Here is an 18,444-nt window from a genome sequence, read left to right as displayed (position 1 = left end):
CACGGCACCTGGCACGCCCTTGCCGCCGCCGTTCACAATGGAGTCCGGCTGCGCCATCGTCGGCCGCGGCGCAGCGGACGGGCCAGTGCGACCTGTGGAGTGCGAGTGTTCCGGCAACTGGAGAACGCCAGGAGCGTCGAGCCGCTCCACGGCGACGGGCTCACCAACGCCCTGCACCTGGTGGTCCTCGCCGACGGGCGCAAAGCCGTGCTGCGGCAACCGAAGGTGGCCCGCGACCTGCCGAAGTTCGTCGTGCCCGGCGCGCCGGAGGTCCTCGCCTGCAACGGGCGCGGCGACGTGCTGGTCGAGTACGTCGAGGGCAGGACGCTGGCCGACGCGCTGCCGGTGTCCGCGGAGGTCTGGCGCAGCATCGGCGAGGCGTTCCGCAAGATCCACCGCATCGGCCTGCTGCACAACGACGTCAACCTCTACAACGTCATCGTCGGCGACGGGAGAGCGACGCTGATCGACTGGGACAACCCCGGCCTGGGCAACCCGCTCGACGAGCTCGCCGCCTTCGAGGAACACCTCTACCTGCACGGAACCGTGCTGCCGCAAGCGTTCTGGGACGGGTACGGCGACCGGCCCGACCCGGACCTGCTGCGGCTGCACCGGATCGCGGGCTGCATCGGCTGGCTCGCGAGCGAGGACTGGCGGGAGTGGGAGGACGACCCGGCACTGCGCCCGGAGCTGCTGGCCAGGGTCCGGAACTGGCGGCGGCTGCTGGCGAGGTGGCTCGCCGACCAGTTCCGGACCGAGTTCCTAGCGGCTGAGGTTGCGGTACTTCAGCACCGACAGCGGCCAGAAGACCGCCACGAACACCGCGGGCCAGAGCACGGCCAGTAGCAGCGAGTTCTGCGCGGCCCAGGAGTCGCCGCCGACGCCGGGGTTGCCGAACAGCTCACGTGCCGCCGCCACCGTCGAGGACAGCGGGTTCCACTCGGCCACCACGCGCAGCCAGCCCGGCATCAGCTCCGGTGAGACGAAGGTGTTCGCGAACATCGTCAGCGGGAACAGGAACATCCACGACGCGGACGCCGCTTCCGGTCGCACCAGGAGACCGAGGTAGATGCCGATCCACACGAGCGCGAACCGCAGCCACAGGAACAACGCGAACGCCAGCAGTGCGTTCGGCAGGCCGTTGTGGAACGACCAGCCGATCACCAGGCCGCACAACGCCAGCACCAGCAGCTCCAGCGACGAGTTCACCAGGTCGGCGAGGCTGCGCCCGGCCACCACGCCGGTCTGCGACATCGGCGAGGCGCGGAACCTGTCGGTGACGCCCCGGTCGGCGTCGATCGACACCGTCATCATCGTCGCGGCCACGCCGAACGCGATGGTCTGGCCGAACATGCCCGGCAGCAGGAAGGCGATGTAGTCTCCGCCGCCGAAGACGGTCATCGCGCTGCCGAAGACCAGCCCGAAGATCAGCACGGAGATGATCGGGTAGGCGAGGTTCGCGAACACCCTGACCGGTTCGCGCACCCAGTGGACCAGGTCCCGCTTGGCCACGACCCACGAGTCGACGACGGCGAACCGCAGCGCGTTCACGCCCGCACCTGCGCTTTGTGCCCCGTGATCGCGAGGAAGACCTCGTCCAGCGTCGGCCGCCGCAGCACGATGTCCTCGGCCTCCACGCCCTTCGACGCCAGCGCCGACGTCACCCGCGTCAACGCCGCCACCCGGTCCGCCACGGCCGCGCTCACCCGGAACGCGTCCGGGTCCACCTCGGCGTCCGGCCCGAGCACGTCCCGCACGACCGGCAGGTCGCCCGCGTCGCGGACGACGACCTCGATCCGGTCGCCGCCGAGGGTGGACTTGAGCCGCTCCGGCGTGCCCTGCGCGGCCACGCGGCCGCTGTCGAGCACGACGACCTGGTCGGCGAGCTGGTCGGCCTCGTCCAGGTACTGCGTCGTGAGCAGCACCGTCGTCCCCCCGGTGACGACCCGCCGCACCTCCCGCCACACCTCGCCGCGGTTGCGCGGGTCGAGGCCGGTGGTCGGCTCGTCGAGGAACAGCACCGACGGCCGCGTGATGAAGCTCGACGCCAGGTCAAGGCGGCGCCGCATACCGCCCGAGTACTGCTTGGCGCGCTTGTCCGCGGCGTCGGTGAGGCCGAACTGCTCCAGCAGCTCGTCCGCCCGGGCCCGCGCCTGCCGCCGCGACAGGTGGTAGAGCCGCCCCCACATGACCAGGTTCTCCCTGCCGGTCAGCACGTCGTCCACTGTGGACTGCTGGCCGTTCAGCGCGACCCGCCGGCGCACCGCGGGCGCTTCGCGCACCACGTCGTGGCCCGCGACCTCACCCCGTCCGCCGTCCAGGCGCAGCAACGTGGCCAGGATGCGCACCGCCGTCGTCTTGCCGGCGCCGTTCGGGCCCAGCAGCCCGCACACCGTGCCGGCGGGCACGGCCAGGTCGAAACCGTCCAACGCCCACTTGTCACCGAACCTCTTGCGCAGCCCTTCTGCGAGCACCGCGTGTCCCACGACTTCCACCCCCATGGCTGAACTGCGTACTTTGTACACTCAGTGTACGTTGTACACGGTTCTAGGATTGATCCGCAAGCGGTGTGAAGAGGAGGGGCCGGGTGAAGCAGAGCGACCGGGACCGCAGCGTGCGCCTGTTGTGGGAGCCGCAGCCCGAGCCGACCAGGGGCCCCAGGGCGGCGCTGAGCCAGGCGCGGGTGGTCCAGGCGGCGATCAAGGTCGCCGACGCCGAGGGCGTCGACGCGCTCACCATGCGCCGGGTCGCCGAGGAGCTGGGCAGCACGGCGATGTCGCTCTACCGACACGTGCCGGGCAAGTCGGAGCTGCTCGACCTGATGGTCGACGCGGTGTGGGGCGAGACCGAGCACACCCCGGAGGGGCCGTGGCGGGCCGGTCTGGAGTTCTTCGCGCGGCAGATGTGGTCGATGTACCGCGCGCACCCGTGGATGCTGCAGCTCACGACCTCGCGCCGGATGCCGGGCCCGCAGGCCATGACGCGGCAGGACGCCGCGTACGCCGTCGTCGCCGGCCTGGGGCTGCGTCCCGAGGAGGTGGTGGCGGTGGTGACGACGGTCGCGCAGTTCGTCGACGGCGTGGGCCGCACGATGGCGGACCGCGTGCAGGCCGAACGGGAGACCGGGGTGTCCGAGGAGGACTGGTGGAACGGCACCGAGTCGCTGTGGGAGCACTTCACGCCGGAACGCCTGCCGATGATGACCTACCTCTACGGTTCGGGCGGCTTCGACCGTCCGCTGGACGAGTTCGAGTTCGGTCTCGCGCGCGTTCTCGACGGCCTCGCCGCGTTCGTCGAAGCCGAAGATCGACCGGCAGTTCGTCGATCTACGTGTCTGTAGCCGGGGCCGACGACTTGAGTCGTCCGTTCGAGTGAAAAGCACTGCTCAGGCAGGTCGCGAACCGCGGTCGCGCAGTGACGTAATGCCATTGTTATGCGCAATCGGAATGAACTCGGTCGCGAGCTGAACCGACCACTCCTTTCTGCCCGTTTTCCTTGTGACACCGTTTCGCCGCGGGGGCAAATCGGGACGACGAGGAGGTCGTATGACAGCTGGCGGGCACGACGCGGTCACCCTTGGCTGCTACGCGCTCGGCGTTCTGGACGCGCACGAGAGCCGTGGTGTGGAACAACACCTGAGGGGTTGCCCGGCCTGCCGCGCGCAGGTCGCCGACTTCCACCGGATCCGCACGGCGCTCGACGAGGTGCCCCGTGAGGCGTTCCTGCACGAGCTCGAGGACGACCTCCCCAAGCCGTCGGACCTGGTGCTGCAGCGGGTGCTGCGGCAGATCAGGCAGGAGTCGGTCATCCCGCAGCCGCGGGCGGCCGACCAGCGCCCGAGAGCCAGTCCGCTGCCGGTGCAGGAGCTCCCGCAACCGCAGCACGCCAAGCCCCGGCGCTGGCCGGGCTACCTCGCCGCCGCGGCGGTGGCCGCGGTGGTCGCGTTCGGAGGTGCCGCGGTGCTCATGCAGGACCAGGCCCCTGGATCGTCGATCGCGGCACCGCGCACGGGCGAGGCGAGCGCGACCGGCGGGATCAGCCTGGTGGCGGAGATCGCACCGTCGTCGCAGGACAGGTACCTGGTGACGGCCAAGATCAGCGGCCTGCCGGCCGCGCAGAAGTGCAAGCTGGTCGTGATCGGCGCCGACGGCACGAAGACCGAGGCCTTCGCGTGGACCTCGTCCGAGAAGGGCAGGGTCGAGGGCGCCACCGTGCGGGGCATGGTGAGCGTTCCGCCGGACCAGGTGAAGTCGATCCTGGTCGAGAACGCGGAGGGCAAGGCGTTCGTGGTGGCGGACATGTGAGACCGGAAACGGACGAAGGGCCCGGATTCAGGCAGAATCCGGGCCCTTCTCACATTGATGTGATTAAACGGCCTGCAATGCGAGCCAGGCGCCGACGACGATCACCATCGCGGCTGTGCCGACAGGTGCGTGATGAGACAGGACGCGGCTGGCCCGGCCGTCGAGAATTCTTTCGACGCGTTCCCGCGCCTTCACGAGCAGCAGTCCGACCGCGGTGAGCGTGGCGGCCATGCCGAAGCCGTACCCGAGGACCAGCAGCACGCCGAACCACGTCCGGCCCAGCGCCATCGCGCCGAGCAGGACGACCAGCGCGGACGGCGACGGGACCAGGCCGTTGGCCGCGCCCATGCCGATCAGGCTCGCCCGGCTGTAGCCATGCCCATGCCCGTGCCCGTGCCCATGCCCGTGGCCGTGCCCATGCCCGTGGCCTTGCCCGTGGCCTTGCCCGTGCCCGACGCCGGCGAGGGCGGGTTCCCTGGTCATGGCGGAGCGCAACAGCAGCACGCCGATCACCGCGATCAGCACGCCGCTGACCAGCCCGAGCCAGCGCAGCACCTGCTCGCCCGCCAGCGCGCTGGAGGCGCTGATGACCAGACCGAGGACCAGCACACCGCCGGTGTGCGTGACCGTGACCGACGCACCGACGATGAACGCGTCCTTCGGCGTGCCCTGACGGCCGGCGAGATAGGCGGCGATCAGCGTCTTGCCGTGACCGGGCAACGCCGCGTGGGAGGCGCCGAGCGCCAACGACAGCAGCAAAGCCAGGAACCCGAGCCACGGCGTGAGGTCGTCGCTGCCCAGGACGTCGTTCAACGCGGCCGCCGTGACGCTCAACGACCCGATCGCCGAGCCGGTGGCCCGCCGCGGCTCCGACCCGCCGCCCGGCTCGGCGCCGAACGCGACCGAGCGGACGTCCACCGGGTTGCCGAGCAGGTCCTCCGGGTAGGCGCGCAGCTCGTCGCTGACGCTCTCGGTCGGCACCTGCGAGTCCGTCAGCCTGATCCCGGTGCCGGCCGCGGTGATCTCGCGCCAGCCGACCCTGTCGCTGTTCGACTCGTCGCGGAACTCGAGCCGCGCGGGCCGGCTCAGGTCCACCTTCGCCGTGAGCTCGCAGACCAGCCTCGTGGTGAGCAGGTCGGCCTGGCCGACGGGGTGCTCCTTGGTGGCGGTGGTGAGCGTCCAGGTGATCCGCCGCCCGTCCACCGCGGCGATGCCGGTGCGGGCGACCTCGCCGCACCACCGCCTCGCGTCGCGGTTCTGCAAGTCCTCCTGCAGCGTCGGGATCTCCGCCACGTCGACCACGGATCTCAGGTCGACGCGGTCCGGGTGCAGGTGCAGCCCGTGGTGGTGGTTGACGCTGAAGTTGCCGAGCGGATGGCCGGACGCCTCGCCGTTGAGGAAGAACACGCCCGCGAGCAGCAGGGCGGTCACCAGGACGGGCCGCACGACCCGGCCCGGCAGGCTCACCGGCCGCCGCGCAGCTCGGCGAGCTTGCGGCCCGCCTTCAGCGCCTGCAACGGGGAGAAGTTCGCGTTCAGCCGCAGCGCCCGCACCAGCGCCTCCTGCGCCTCGGCGACCCGGCCGAGCGCGGCCAGGATCATGCCGCGGTGGTAGGAGAACGTGGCGTTCTGCCAGCCCAACGACACCGCGCGGTCGGAAAAGGCCAGTGCCTCGGCGTCACGGCCGGTCACGTGCAGCGCCCAGGCCATCGCGTCGGCCACGAAGACGCTCTGCCGGCGGCTCCACTCGGCTTCCGCGCGGCGCAACGCCTGCACGCCGTCACCGCGGTCGGCGGCGTGCAGGGCCGCGGCCAGGTCGTCGGAGGCACCCTGCGCCTCCATCAGCCGCTGCTGCTCGGTGAGGACCTCGTACTGCCTGGCCGCCTCGTCGTGCCGGCCACCCGCCTCCAGCAGCTCCGCGTACTCCTGGAGGTACTGGGGCAGGGGAGCGCGGGCCACCAGCGCGCGGTAGGTGTCGAGCGCCGCCGGGACGTCACCCCGTGCCGCCGCCACCTTGGCCATGCCCTGAGTGAGAGCCATGTCGTCTCCTCTCGCCGCCAGTCCCTGCCGGTAGTGCTGCGCGGCGTCGTCGAGCCGGTTGTGGTCGAACGCGAGTTCGCCCAGCCGGTAACGGCAGAACGCGATCTCCTCGGGCGTCGCGGCCGCGGCCAGCGCGCGGTGCATGGCGTCGCGGGCGCCGTCGACGTCGCCGTGGAGCTCGAAGTGGAAGGAGGCGCGGGCGAACGACGCCGTGCCGGGCTCCAGGTCCAGCATCCGCTGCACCGCGTCCTGGGCGCCCGCGTCGTCGCCGAGCTGCGTCAGCGCGTCCGCGAGCACGCCGTGCGCCTCCGCCGACCGCGGCAGCGCGGTGATCGCCTTGCGCGCCCAGTCGCGGGCGGCGTGGAAGTCGTGGCGGGCGTTGGCCAGCGTGCCCATGCCGATCGCGGCGAGACCCGTGTCGCCCGCGTTCTTCAACGCGCCCTCGGCCTTCGCGTAGTAGGAGGGGTCGGCGGTGACGCGCGCCAGCTCCACATAGGACGCGCCGAGCTGCGCCCAGGAGTCCTGGTCCTGCGGCACGGCGTGCAACCGCTGCTGGAGCTGGTGCACCACGCGGTGCATCCGGTTCTGCTGCGCCACAGCCGGAACGGGGGGCTCGCCCCCGGCCCTGCTGCCGGCAGGACCGGGGGCGGCTGAGTGGACAAGCACCGCGGTGACCAGGAGACCCACCGCGACGGCCTGCCGCTGCTGGTACCTCACTTCGAGTGCGACCCGTACCTGCGGATCTGCTGCTGGCGCTTGCGCCACAGCCAGAAGCCCGCGCCGAACACGAACGCCGAGCCCACCGCGGTGGTCATCGCCATCGGGTCCAGGCTGGCGATCCTGCCGACCGGGTTGACCGCGATGTTCGCCTCGGTGCCGGACGCGTTGACCGCCGTGCCGTTGCGCGGCAGGGCCAGGTACGGGAAGTTCGCCTCGAACGGCTGGTCGTTCGCGTCGACCTTGTCACCGGCGGCGAGCGCCTCGACGAGCTTGCCGGTCGCCGCCGCGCCCTCGAACGCCTGGATGCCGATGTCGACCACGTCGTCGGTGAGGCGCCGGCCGTTGGGGAAGCCCTGCTGGTCACCGCCGAGCAGGCCGAGCCGGTTCGGGTTGGGGTTCGGGTCGATCATCATGTTCAGCCGCAGCATCTCCGACGGCCGGAACCGGTTCTTGTCGGCGTCGGCGTTGTTGATCTGCGAGTTCAGGTCGGCGTTGATCTGCCCGCCGAGCTTCTTCGTGATGCCGGTCAGGAAGATCTCCGCCAGGTCGTCGCGCTGGCCCTGCGGCGCCGGGATCTTGTAGATGCCCTCGATCAGCTTCGGCAGCTCCGGGTTCACGACCCGGTCGACGAGCTCCTTCACGCCCGCGTCCTGGTCCGGGCGCAGGCCGTTGAACGCGTCCTTGAGGCCCGCCGGGGCCACGACCTCGTTCACCAGCGGGTTGCCCAGGCGCGAGACCTGCACGAAGTCGCCCTGCGGCTCCGCCTTGCCCGGCGAGAGCTTGAGCGTGCGGCGCTGCGTCGTGCTCCAGACACCGATGTTCGGGTTGCGGTGCGCGTCGTTCTTCAGCGCCAGCGCCTGCTTGGGCAGCTGGATCGCGATCGAGTTGACGTTGTAGCCGCGCAGCGTGTCCTGGCCGACCTCGCTCAGGTTGCCGCCGTAGAGCAGGTCGAACACCCGCAGGTCGAGGAAGAACGAGTCCTCCGCCGGTCCGACGTAGACCTTGCCGCCGCCGGGCAGCGCCAGCACCGCCTGGTCGCGCAGCTTCTTGAAGTCCGGCATCGCCGCCGCGCCGTTCGGCGACGGCGCGACCGGGGCGTTGCTGATGAGCTTGACCTTCTGGCCGTTCTCGTAGATCGCCTCGATGTCGTAGCGCTGGCGGAACAGCAGGTTCTCGTCGTCGAGCGAGTCCACGACGCCGTTGGCGTACAGGAAAGTGTTGTTCTTGCGCCGGTCGTCGTTGCGGAACTGCCAGCGGAGGATGACGTCGGCCTTCGCGTCGCCGTCGTTGTCGATGTTGAAGTCGTACTGCGCGTCCTCGGCCCACGGGTAGAAGTTCGGGCCGCCGTTGGGTTCCTGGAACGGGAACCAGTTGCCGACCAGCGTCACGGTGTCCTTGTGGTCAGGACTGACGAACGCGTACAGGTCGGTGTTGTCCACGGCCGGGTTGCTCGCGACGAGCGGAGCCTCGCGGTGGGAGGACGCGGTCGCGCCGGTGCCGCCGAACATGGCCGCGTTGAGCAGTGTCGCGCCGACCAGCGCGGCCGCAGCCACCTGGCCGCGCCGACCGCTGAGGACGTGCGGTGATGACATCGTCTGGGACCTCTCGACGGGGAGCTCTCGAATGCTCTGGGAACGGTCAGGCGCTGTGCATGAGGAGCGAGGGTTCGCCGGAGTGGCTCGCGTGCTCCGAGGTCCACCTCGCTTGGGTGAAGTCGCGGATTCCTTCGACGAGCCGGTCGACGTCGTGCTCCGGCCGCACCACCAGGCGCGCGAACCGGCTGCTCATGCCGAGCTTGTTGCCGCACTCGCGGATGAAGACCTGGTGCCGCGACAGCAGGTGGTCGCGCAGCTCGCGGCCGTCCACGCCGCCGCCGAGCTTGACCAGCAGGAAGTTGGCCTGCGACGAGTACACGGTCAGATCGGGGATGCGGGAGAGCTCCACGCCCATCCGGTAGCGGTCGCGGCTCAGCAGCCGCAGGCTCTCCGCGTACTCCGCCTCGTGCTCGGCGAGCATGAACACGACGGTCTCGGCGAGGGAGTTGAGGTTCCACTTCGGCAGCGTCCGCCGCATCTTGCCGGCCAGACCGGGGTTCGCGACGAGGTAGCCGAACCGGATGCCGTGCAGCCCGAAGTTCTTGCCGAGGCTCTTCAGCACGACCACGTTGGGCCGGATCGACGCCTCGGCCGCGACCGACGGCGCGCGCTCGACCTCGACGAAGTCGATGAACGACTCGTCGATCACGACCAGGTCCAGGTCGGCGAGCTCGTCCATGAACCGGACGATCTCCCGGCGCGGCAGGTAGCCGCCGTCGGGGTTGTTCGGGTTGCAGACCACCGCCGTGCGCGACCCCCGCGCGCGGATGAACTTGATGTACTCGTCGACGTCCAGCTCGAAGTTGTTGCTCTCCTGCAGCGGGAACATGTCGACGCGCTTGTCGTTCTCCATCGGCTGGTCGGTCCAGCGGCCGAAGGTGGGGATCGGGATCGCGATGCTGTCGCGGACCCACATGTGGTCCATCCACGTGATGAGCTCGGTCGACCCGTTCGACATGGCGATCGTGGCCGGGTTGAGCCCCAGGACGGTGCTGAGCTGCTGCGCGATCTTGGCCGAGTCGCTCGGGTAGAACTTCAGCACGGACTCGAGGTTCTTCGCCAGCTCCTCGAACATCTGCGGCGTCGGGAAGTACGGGTTGCAGGGGATGCAGAAGTCGACGAGCTCGCCGGCGCCGGTCCTCGACAGCTCGAAATAAGACGGGCTGTGCGCGGTCTGCTGGAAAAGACCCGAGTCGACACCATGGCGCACGCGATCACTCCGTCCCTCGGTCCGTTTCCGACACCGGGGCATACGTGCCGGCGTTCATCGCGGTTCACGGGACCGTTTCGGGAAGGTCTCGGAACGGTCTCGCGCGCAACCTCGCGCCCGCCGGTTCCTCGGCCCCCGCCCTGTCCGTCGATCGTCCACATCGGACAGACAGGCGGTGCCTCCGGAGCGGTCGGTCCCCGGCTCGGGATCGCGGTCCGGACGCGGCCGGAGGCCCGCCGCAGGCGCGTCCGGCGACGGCTCCCCGGCGCAGACGGCCGTTCGGATCCGAACATTCGCGCACACATGCGGTCACCCCCGCCGGTCGCTCACAGTGGCCGACCGTCACGCTCCACCCACCCGGCGGCGCCCGCCGAGGCCGTGACGTGCGGTGATTCCGCGCGTCCCCAGAGCACCGATTCCGCGCTGCCCCCGACCCCGGATCGCACCGCCGCCACCCGACGCCCCGGCCGGTCGGCACGGCCCTGAAATGCGGGTATTCCGCCACGGGGCCCCGCGACCCCAGGTCTGGTGACGCACCACCCAGGCCGGTTCCCACCTCCAAGACGGGCGTCCTGCTAAGAATTGTCAGACGGTGCGGATACCCTGCTGGCAGTCCGCACACGATCCAGGGAGCAGTACCCGTGACCGCAGAGACCCTGTACGGGGCCGACGACCTGACGCACCTCGAGGGTCTGGAGGCCGTCCGCAAGCGGCCCGGCATGTACATCGGGTCCACCGACAGCCGGGGCATCAACCACCTCTTCAGCGAGATCGTCGACAACTCGACCGACGAGGGCGTGGCCGGCCACGCCACGAAGATCGTGGTCACGCTGCACGCGGACGGCAGCGTCCAGGTCGACGACGACGGCCGCGGCATCCCCACCGACGTCCACGCCAAGTCCGGTCTGTCCGGTGTGGAACTGGTCCTGACGAAGCTGCACGCCGGCGGCAAGTTCGGCGGCTCCGGCTACAAGACCTCCGGCGGCCTGCACGGCGTCGGCGCCTCCGCCGTGAACGCCCTCTCGCACCGCTTCGACGTCACGGTCCGACGTGGCGGCAAGGTGCACGAGATGTCGTTCGCCCACGGCGTTCCCGGCGTCTTCGACGGCCCCGGCCCCAAGGCGAAGTTCACCCGCCAGAGCGGGCTGAACGTCGTCGGCAAGATGAAGCGCTCCGAGTCGACCGGCACCTCCATCCGCTACTGGCACGACGCCCGCTACTTCGAGAACGGCGCCACCCTCGACGTCGAGGTGGTCCGCACGAAGCTGCGCAACACGGCCTTCCTCGTGCCGGGCGTCACCTACGTCCTCCGCTCGGCGCTGGAAGACACGATCGCCGAAGAGGTCTTCCACTACCCGAACGGCCTGACGGACATGGTCGAGTTCCTCGCCCCCTCCGGCGACCGGGCCGTCTCGGGCACCCTGGTGATCACAGGCTCCGGCACCTACTTCGAGAACGCCGCCGACGAGAACGGCGTGATGCGGTCCAAAGTGGAGCGCCAGGCCGAAGTCGAGGTGGCCCTGCGCTGGGGCACCGGCTACGAGCGCACCGTCGAGTGCTTCACCAACACCATCCGCAACGTGCACGGCGGCACCCACCGCCGCGGCTTCGACCGCGCCGTCCTCAAGGCCGTGCAGGACGCCATCTCCAAGACCCGCGGCCTGCTGAAGCCCAAGGAGGAGATGCCGACCCTCGACGACGTGCTGGAGGGCATGACCGCCGTCGTCCACGTCCGCATCCCCGAACCGCAGTTCACCTCGCAGACCAAGGACGAGCTCTCCACCGCCGGCATCACCAAGGTCCTGCAGGGCATCGTCGACCGGCAGGTCCGCGCCTGGACCGAGGACCGCAAGACCAAGGTCGAGGCCAAGACCGTCCTGCAGAAGGTCGTCGACGCCTCCCGCGTCCGGCTCACCCAGAAGCAGCAGAAGGACGCGGCGCGGCGCAAGACGGCGCTGGAGGGCGCGGCGATGCCCGCCAAGCTCGTCGACTGCCGGACCACGGGCGTGTCGCGCAGCGAACTCTTCCTCGTGGAAGGCGACAGCGCCCTCGGGTCGGCCAGAATGGCACGCGTCTCCGAGTACCAGGCGCTGCTCCCGTTGCGCGGCAAGATCCTCAACGTCCAGAAGGCCTCCCTGGCCGACACGCTTCGCAACGCCGAGATCGCCTCCATCGTCCAGGTCCTCGGCGCCGGAACCGGCCGCACGTTCGACATCTCCCAGATGCGCTATGGCCGCGTCATCCTGATGGCCGACGCGGACGTCGACGGCAGCCACATCCGGACGCTGCTGATCACGCTGTTCGCCAAGTACATGCGCCCGGTCATCGAGGACGGCCGCCTCTACGCGGCCATGCCCCCGCTGCACAAAGTCATGACGCGCGGGCGCAACCCGGAAACGCACTTCACCTTCACCCAGCGGCAGATGGAGCAGAAGGTCGCGCAGCTGGAGAAGGCCGGCAAGCAGGTCGTCACGCCGGTGCCGCGTTTCAAGGGCCTCGGCGAGATGGACGCCGACGAGCTGTGGGAGACCACGATGAACCCGGCCACCCGCTCGGTCCGCCGCATCACGATGGACGACGCCGAAGCAGCCGAGGAAGCACTCGAACTGCTGATGGGCGAGAAGGTCGAGCCGCGGCGCAACTGGCTCGTCGAGTCCGCCGCACGGGTCGACCAGTCGGCCATCGACCTCTAAGCCTTCTACGGACAGACGGAGTTACGAAGTCATGGCACGCCGCAAGGGACCCACGACCAAGGTCGACCCCGCCGCGTTCGACCGGGCCGGCGCCAGGGTGCTCGACAACTCGCTGAAGACGGAGATCGAGGACTCGTACCTGGAGTACGCGTACTCGGTCATCCACTCGCGGGCACTGCCGGACGCGCGGGACGGCCTCAAGCCGGTGCACCGCCGCATCCTCTACTCGATGCACGAGGCCGGTTACCGGCCGACGCACGCGTATGTGAAGTCATCACGCGTCGTAGGGGACACAATGGGCAAATTTCATCCTCACGGCGATACGGCGATCTACGACGCGTTGGTCCGCCTCGCGCAGGACTTCAGCCTCAACGAGCCGTTGATCGACGGGCACGGCAACTTCGGCAGCCCGGACGACGGACCGGCCGCGAGCCGCTACACCGAGTGCCGGATGTCCCCGGTCGCCATGCAGCTCGTCGGCGAGCTGAACGAGGACACGATCGACTTCCGGCCGAACTACGACGGGTCGCTCGACGAACCGACGGTGTTGCCGGCGGCGTTCCCGAACCTGCTGGTCAACGGCACGTCCGGGATCGCGGTGGGCATGGCCACGAACATGATCCCGCACAACCTGCGCGAGGTCGTGGGCGCGGCGCGGTGGCTCATCACCCACCCGAACGCCGACCTCGACAAGCTCATGGAGTTCGTGCCGGGGCCCGACCTGCCGACCGGTGGCATCCTGCTGGGTCTCGACGAGGTCAGGAAGGCCTACGAGACCGGCCGGGGCGTGGTGCGGATGCGCGCCAAGGTCGAGATCGGGCCGTTGGAGGGCAGCCGGGGGCGGCAGGCCATCACGGTCACCGAGCTGCCGTACGGCGTCGGTTCGGAGCGGATCGTCGAGAAGATCACCGACGAGGTGAACAAGTCCAAGCGGCTCACGGGCATCGCGGACGTCAAGGACCTCACCGACCGCGAGAACGGCATCCGGCTCGTCATCGAGTGCAAGGTCGGGGTGAACCCGCAGGCGTTGCTCGCGGACCTCTACCGGCTCACGCCGATGGAGCAGTCGTTCGGCATCAACAACCTGGTGCTGGTCGACGGGCAGCCGCAGACGCTCGGCCTCAAGGAGCTGCTGGAGGTCTTCCTGCGGCACCGGTACGAGGTCGTCACGCGGCGCACGAAGTTCCGGCGCCGCAAGCGCGAGGAGCGGTTGCACCTGGTCGAGGGTCTGCTCAAGGCCCTGCTCGACATCGACAAGGTCATCAAGCTGATCCGGGGCAGCGAGAACGCCGCTGCCGCCAAGGACGGCCTGATGAAGCAGTTCAAGCTGTCGGAGGTGCAGGCCTCCTACATCCTCGACACACCGCTGCGCCGCCTCACCCGCTACGACAAGCTGGAGCTCGAGGCCGAGCAGGACAAGCTCACCAAGGAGATCGCGGAGCTCACCGCGATCCTGGAGGACGAGGGCGTGCTGAAGAAGCTCGTCTCGGCCGAGCTGGCGGCGGTGGCGAAGGAGCTCGGCGGTGACCGCAGGACGAGCTTGATCGACGGTGACCTCAAGGAGGTGCTGGCGGCGTCGAAGCCCGCGGGGCCGCTGGAGGTCGCGGACGATCCGTGCCAGGTGATCCTCAGCGCCACCGGGCTGGTCGCGCGCACCGCGGCCGAGTCGGAGGAGGTGTCCGAGGGCAAGCGGCGGGCGGGTCGGGTGAAGCACGACGCCGTCGCGGCGACCGTGCACTCCACCGCGCGCGGGCAGGTCGTGCTGATCACGAACCTGGGCCGGGCGTTCAAGACCGACGTGCTGCCGCTGCCGGTGCTGCCGGAGCAGAGCGGGACCGTGAGCCTGCGGGGCGGCATGGCGGCCAGTGAGCTGGTGCCGTTGCAGAAGGGGGAGAAGGTCGTCGGCATCGCGCCGCTCGATCCGAAGGACTCTCCGGGTCTCGCGCTCGGGACGAAGCTCGGCACGGTCAAGATCTGCGCGCCGGAGTGGCCGGTGCGGTCGGACGAGTTCGAGGTGATCACGCTCAAGGACGGCGACGAGGTCGTCGGCTGCACGTGGCTCACGGACGGCAGCGAGACGCTCGCGTTCGTCAGTTCCGACTCGTCGTTGTTGCGCTACGACGCGAAGCTGGTGCGGCCGCAGGGCCTCAAGGGCGGCGGCATGGCGGGCATCAACCTGAGTGGTGACGCGCAGGTGGTGTTCTTCGGGGCGATCCGCACGGACGACGACGAGCACGGTGAGCCGATGGTCGTCACGTCGTCGGGGCAGAGTGTCAAGGTCACGCCGTTCAGCGAGTATCCGGCCAAGGGTCGTGCCACGGGCGGTGTGCGGTCGCAGCGGTTCCTCAAGGGTGAGACGCACCTGGTGCTGGCGTGGATCGGCAGCAGGCCCGCGGGTGCGGACGAGAAGGGGTCGCCGGTCGAGCTGCCGGACGTCGATCCGCGGCGGGACGGCTCGGGGCACGCGCATCCCGGTCCGGTCGTGGTCGGGCACCTGGTCGAGCGGAACTGAGCCGGCGGGTTCGCCGCCGGCGAGGGCGTTCGAGGCCTCGCCGGCGGCGAACCGTCAGTCGAACTCGACGACGGCGCGGTAGCGCGTGCTTCCCTCGCGGACGCGGTCGAGGGCTTGGTCGATGGCGGCGACCGGGAAGGTCTCCACCTCGGCCCGGATGCCGTGCCGGGCGGCGAAGTCCAGCATCTGCCGGGTGTGCGAGGCGGATCCGACGATGCCGCTGACGACGGACTTCACGGCGGGTAGCAGGCTCAGCGGTGAGAACGCGATGGGGTTCGGTGGCACGCCGACGACGCACAGGGTGCCTTGGGGGCGCAGGATTCCGAGGTAGTCGTCCCAGGGCAGGTCCGCGGACACGGTGCACAGCACGAAGTCGAACGAGCCGGCGGCCGCTTGCAGGGCGCCCTGCTCGCCGGAGGCGATGAAGCCGGTGGCGCCGAAGCGTTCCGCGTCGTCGCGTTTGGCGGGTGTCGTCGAGATGGCGGTGACGGAGCAGCCCCACCGGGCCAGGAACTGGATGGCCAGGTGTCCGAGGCCGCCGATGCCGACGACGGCGGTGCGGTGGGTGGGCAGGACGCCGTTGGCGAGCAGTGGGGAGAACACGGTCGTTCCCGCGCACAGCAGCGGGGCGGCCTGCTCCGACGGGATGGTGTCCGGGATCGGGTGGACGTGCCGCCAGTCGCTCGCCCGCACGTGGCTGGCGAATCCGCCGCGGTCGCCGCGCAGGACGGTGTCGTCCCTGGCGGGGCAGAGGTTGGTCCGGCCGCTGAGGCACCATTCGCAGTGGAAGCAGGATCCCGCGATGGCTCCGACGCCGACGCGTTGGCCCACCCGGAGGACGTCCTGGTCGACGGCGTCGCCGACGGCGTGCACGACACCGATGGCCTCGTGCCCTGCCACGGCGGGGTAGCGGGAGAGGCCCCACTCGTCGTCGATCAGTCCGATGTCGGTGTGGCAGATGCCGCCGTGCGTCACGCGCACGTCGACCTCGTTCGCTCCCAGCGGTCCGCTGTCGTACTGGTAGGACCGGAGAGGTCCGCCGGCTTCGAGTGCCGCGTATGCGTGAACCTGCACGCTCTTGCTCCTCATCCTCAAACAAACTAGTTAGTTACTACTCCAGGTAAGCACAGTGTGGCGATCTGGACAAACCAACGAGTTGGTTACTATGGGTCGATGAAGGACGGGAACGCCACCAGGCGGCGTCTGCTGGACGCGGCGGCCGCGGAGTTCGCGGCGTACGGCATCGCGGGCGCCAGGGTCGACCGCATCTCGGCGAACGCGAAGGCGAACAAGGCGCAGCTCTACGCCTACTTCGGGGACAAGGACCGCTTGTTCGACGCGGTGTTCCAGGAGCAGGCCGACGAGCTCGTCAACGTCGTGCCCTTCAGCGCGGACGACCTCCCCGGTTATGCCCTCGCCCTCTACGACGCCTGCCTGACCAGGCCGAACCTGGTGCGGCTGGCCACCTGGGCCAGGCTGGAACGCGTGCCCGCGGGTGCCCTGGTCACCTCGATGCCCGAGCAGGCCGAGCGCAAGCTCGCGGCCATCTCCGACATGCAGCGCGCGGGCCGGATCGATCCGGCGCTCGCGCCGGAGGACGTCCTGGCGATGGTGTCCATGTTCGCACTCACCTGGTCGCCCGCCAGCCTCTTCCACACCGCGACGCAGGCCGATCCGGAAGCCGACCACGAGCGGCGGCGCCAGGCGCTCGCCGAGGCGGTGCGGCGTGCGTTCAGCCCCCCGGAGGGGACCGCGGCCACGGGGCGGAGCTGAAAGAACGGCGCCGTTCTTCGCGTCCAAACGCGGACTTTCCGATCGTCACCTATCGGGTGGTCTTGTCCGCGTCCGGGCGTGCGGAACCGGTTCGGCGTTCTTACGTTCCTGCCAGCGGTCGTCAGGCCGCCGCACAACCAGGGCTCGCCGTCCGCTCACCTGTCCAGCGGCTTGCCCTCCCCAGGTTCACGGACCAAGACCCCGCCGGACAGGCGCTGCTCACAGCAGATGAAGCGAGGCGGGTGCGAAAAGGGTCATGCGTCATCACCGTGGCAACATCGCCAGTCGCGCCGTGCTCATCGCCGTTTCCGCGACGGCACTCATCACGACGGGCGGCGCGATCGCCGCCGCCGCGGCACCGGTCGACTGGGACCGGATCGCCCAGTGCGAGAGCGGGAGCAACTGGTCGATCAACACCGGCAACGGCTACTACGGCGGACTTCAGTTCAGCCAGTCGACATGGCAGGCGCACGGCGGTTCCGGCCGTGCCGACCAGGCTTCCCGTGAAGAGCAGATCCGCGTCGCGGAACGCGTTCTGCGCACTCAGGGACTGGGGGCGTGGCCGACGTGCGGACGGCGCGCGGCCGTCGGCGGCACACCGCCGATCCGCCACCGGCACAGCCCGGCAGCCACGAAGGCCGTGTCGCGGGTCGTGCCCGTCGCCGCGCCGTCGACGAGCAACCCGGACGGTGACTACGAGATCAAGGCCGGTGACACGCTCAGCGGCATCGCCGAGCGGCTGCGCGTCGAAGGCGGCTGGCAGGCGCTGGTGGCGAAGAACGCCAAGTACCTGACCAACCCGGACCTGATCAGGCCTGGCGACAAGATCGCGACGAAGTGACGCGAGCCGGCGGGGCCGGCTGAACTCGGGTGCGGGGCCCGTGCGAGACGGGTCCCGCACCCGACCGGTGTCCAGGCGCCGACGACGCGGTGACCGCGACCCCGCCGGTCTCTCACCCGGTCTTCCCGGTCGATCCGCGCCAGCCGGTCCGCGCCGGTTGATCCGCGCTACTCGATCCTCAGGGTCTGCACCTTCGCTTCCGCGACGATGCGGTCCGCCTCGTCGCGCGCCGCGTTCCGCAGTTCCGCGAGTGCGCGCATGGCCTCCGCCCGGCGGGCCGACATGGCGAGCCGGAAGTCCTCGCGGATCTCCTCCCGCTCGGCCGCGGCCTCCTCGTCGAGCCGGCGGGCGCGCTGTTCGGCCTCGCCGACGATCATCAACGCCTTGAGCTGCGCGTCCCTGAGGACCTCGCGACGTTCCTCGTCGGCCAGCGCGACCATGCGGGCGAGCCGTTCCGGCAGGCCCTTCGGGTCGATCGGGGTCAGGCAGATGCGGTGCAGGCCGTCCTGCAGGGCGGCGTTCTCCTCCTGGATCGACGCCAACCGGCTGGCCAGGGCCTCCGCGCGGGCTTCCGACGCGTTGCGGTCGGCGATGACCAGGCGGAGCTCCGCTTCCAGCTCGGCGACGTAGTCGTCCACCTCGTCGCGGTCGTAGCCGCGCCAGCGCAGCCCGAACCACGTGCGCAGGGGTAAAAGCTCTGTGCTGCCGTCGACGCTCACGTCTGCCTCCTCCGCCTCCCACGAGTCAGTCCTGACAG

15 protein-coding genes are annotated in these 18,444 nt (G+C 70.1%); 7 read left to right on the top strand and 8 right to left on the bottom strand.

The window, feature by feature from the left end; all coding sequences use genetic code 11:
* The first annotated feature begins 105 nt into the window (after positions 1-105).
* Positions 106-846: a BUD32 family EKC/KEOPS complex subunit gene (locus BMW88_RS25435; RefSeq protein WP_089954814.1), complete on the top strand. Its 741-nt coding sequence runs from the start codon at positions 106-108 to the stop codon at positions 844-846.
* On the opposite strand, the gene BMW88_RS25430 is transcribed toward BMW88_RS25435, so the two are convergent.
* Positions 763-1,551: an ABC transporter permease gene (locus BMW88_RS25430; RefSeq protein WP_218148206.1), complete on the bottom strand. Its 789-nt coding sequence runs from the start codon at positions 1,549-1,551 to the stop codon at positions 763-765. The genes BMW88_RS25435 and BMW88_RS25430 overlap by 84 nt on opposite strands.
* On the bottom strand, positions 1,548-2,501 hold the full coding sequence (locus BMW88_RS25425; RefSeq protein ID WP_177221301.1) for an ATP-binding cassette domain-containing protein: 954 nt from the start codon (positions 2,499-2,501) through the stop codon (positions 1,548-1,550). The genes BMW88_RS25430 and BMW88_RS25425 overlap by 4 nt, the downstream gene beginning before the upstream one ends.
* Before the next feature lie 86 nt (positions 2,502-2,587).
* Between BMW88_RS25425 and BMW88_RS25420 the strand changes: the two genes are divergently transcribed.
* Both BMW88_RS25420 and BMW88_RS25415 read left to right on the top strand, forming a co-directional pair.
* Complete coding sequence (locus tag BMW88_RS25420) at positions 2,588-3,340, top strand: TetR/AcrR family transcriptional regulator (protein WP_177221299.1); 753 nt, start codon at positions 2,588-2,590, stop codon at positions 3,338-3,340.
* Positions 3,341-3,545: 205 nt separating this feature from the next.
* The gene (locus BMW88_RS25415; RefSeq protein ID WP_089954807.1) at positions 3,546-4,304 is read left to right on the top strand and encodes an anti-sigma factor family protein; all 759 of its coding nucleotides are present in this window, start codon (positions 3,546-3,548) and stop codon (positions 4,302-4,304) included.
* A 63-nt stretch (positions 4,305-4,367) separates the two neighbouring features.
* Here BMW88_RS25415 and BMW88_RS25410 read toward each other — a convergent pair whose 3' ends face one another.
* The 4 genes from BMW88_RS25410 to BMW88_RS25395 form a co-directional block, all read right to left on the bottom strand.
* A complete protein-coding gene (locus BMW88_RS25410) occupies positions 4,368-5,771 on the bottom strand; it encodes a nickel/cobalt transporter (RefSeq protein ID WP_245778042.1) in 1,404 nt (467 codons plus the stop codon).
* Positions 5,768-6,940 carry a tetratricopeptide repeat protein gene (locus BMW88_RS25405; RefSeq protein ID WP_245778041.1) on the bottom strand — a complete coding sequence of 391 codons (1,173 nt, stop codon included), beginning with the start codon at positions 6,938-6,940 and terminating at the stop codon, positions 5,768-5,770. Before BMW88_RS25405 ends, BMW88_RS25410 begins: the two co-directional genes overlap by 4 nt.
* 116 nt (positions 6,941-7,056) lie before the next feature.
* Entirely contained in the window at positions 7,057-8,655 is a 1,599-nt protein-coding gene (locus tag BMW88_RS25400; protein ID WP_089954805.1) for a DUF4331 domain-containing protein, read from the bottom strand.
* A gap of 46 nt (positions 8,656-8,701) precedes the next feature.
* Positions 8,702-9,868: a pyridoxal phosphate-dependent aminotransferase gene (locus tag BMW88_RS25395; protein ID WP_218148205.1), complete on the bottom strand. Its 1,167-nt coding sequence runs from the start codon at positions 9,866-9,868 to the stop codon at positions 8,702-8,704.
* A gap of 641 nt (positions 9,869-10,509) precedes the next feature.
* Between BMW88_RS25395 and BMW88_RS25390 the strand changes: the two genes are divergently transcribed.
* Both BMW88_RS25390 and BMW88_RS25385 read left to right on the top strand, forming a co-directional pair.
* Complete coding sequence (locus BMW88_RS25390; protein ID WP_089954801.1) at positions 10,510-12,561, top strand: DNA gyrase/topoisomerase IV subunit B; 2,052 nt, start codon at positions 10,510-10,512, stop codon at positions 12,559-12,561.
* Between the two features lie 31 nt (positions 12,562-12,592).
* Positions 12,593-15,073 (top strand): DNA gyrase/topoisomerase IV subunit A, encoded by a 2,481-nt coding sequence (locus tag BMW88_RS25385; protein ID WP_089954799.1) that lies wholly within the window; start codon positions 12,593-12,595, stop codon positions 15,071-15,073.
* 54 nt (positions 15,074-15,127) lie between these two features.
* Here the strand turns inward: BMW88_RS25385 and BMW88_RS25380 are convergent, their stop codons facing one another.
* The gene (locus BMW88_RS25380; protein WP_089954797.1) at positions 15,128-16,147 is read right to left on the bottom strand and encodes an NAD(P)-dependent alcohol dehydrogenase; all 1,020 of its coding nucleotides are present in this window, start codon (positions 16,145-16,147) and stop codon (positions 15,128-15,130) included.
* Between the two features lie 99 nt (positions 16,148-16,246).
* Here BMW88_RS25380 and BMW88_RS25375 point away from each other — a divergent pair, with 99 nt between their 5' ends.
* The gene (locus tag BMW88_RS25375; RefSeq protein WP_089954796.1) at positions 16,247-16,846 is read left to right on the top strand and encodes a TetR/AcrR family transcriptional regulator; all 600 of its coding nucleotides are present in this window, start codon (positions 16,247-16,249) and stop codon (positions 16,844-16,846) included.
* Positions 16,847-17,102: 256 nt separating this feature from the next.
* Positions 17,103-17,687, top strand: a complete 585-nt coding sequence (locus tag BMW88_RS25370) for a LysM peptidoglycan-binding domain-containing protein (protein WP_089954793.1) — start codon at positions 17,103-17,105, stop codon at positions 17,685-17,687.
* Positions 17,688-17,854: 167 nt separating this feature from the next.
* Here the strand turns inward: BMW88_RS25370 and BMW88_RS25365 are convergent, their stop codons facing one another.
* The gene (locus tag BMW88_RS25365; RefSeq protein ID WP_089954790.1) at positions 17,855-18,406 is read right to left on the bottom strand and encodes a DivIVA domain-containing protein; all 552 of its coding nucleotides are present in this window, start codon (positions 18,404-18,406) and stop codon (positions 17,855-17,857) included.
* Positions 18,407-18,444 lie beyond the last annotated feature (38 nt).

This window comes from Lentzea xinjiangensis (assembly GCF_900110955.1).
Lineage (GTDB): Bacteria > Actinomycetota > Actinomycetes > Mycobacteriales > Pseudonocardiaceae > Lentzea > Lentzea xinjiangensis.
This window is presented reverse-complemented; position numbering and strand designations above follow the sequence as displayed.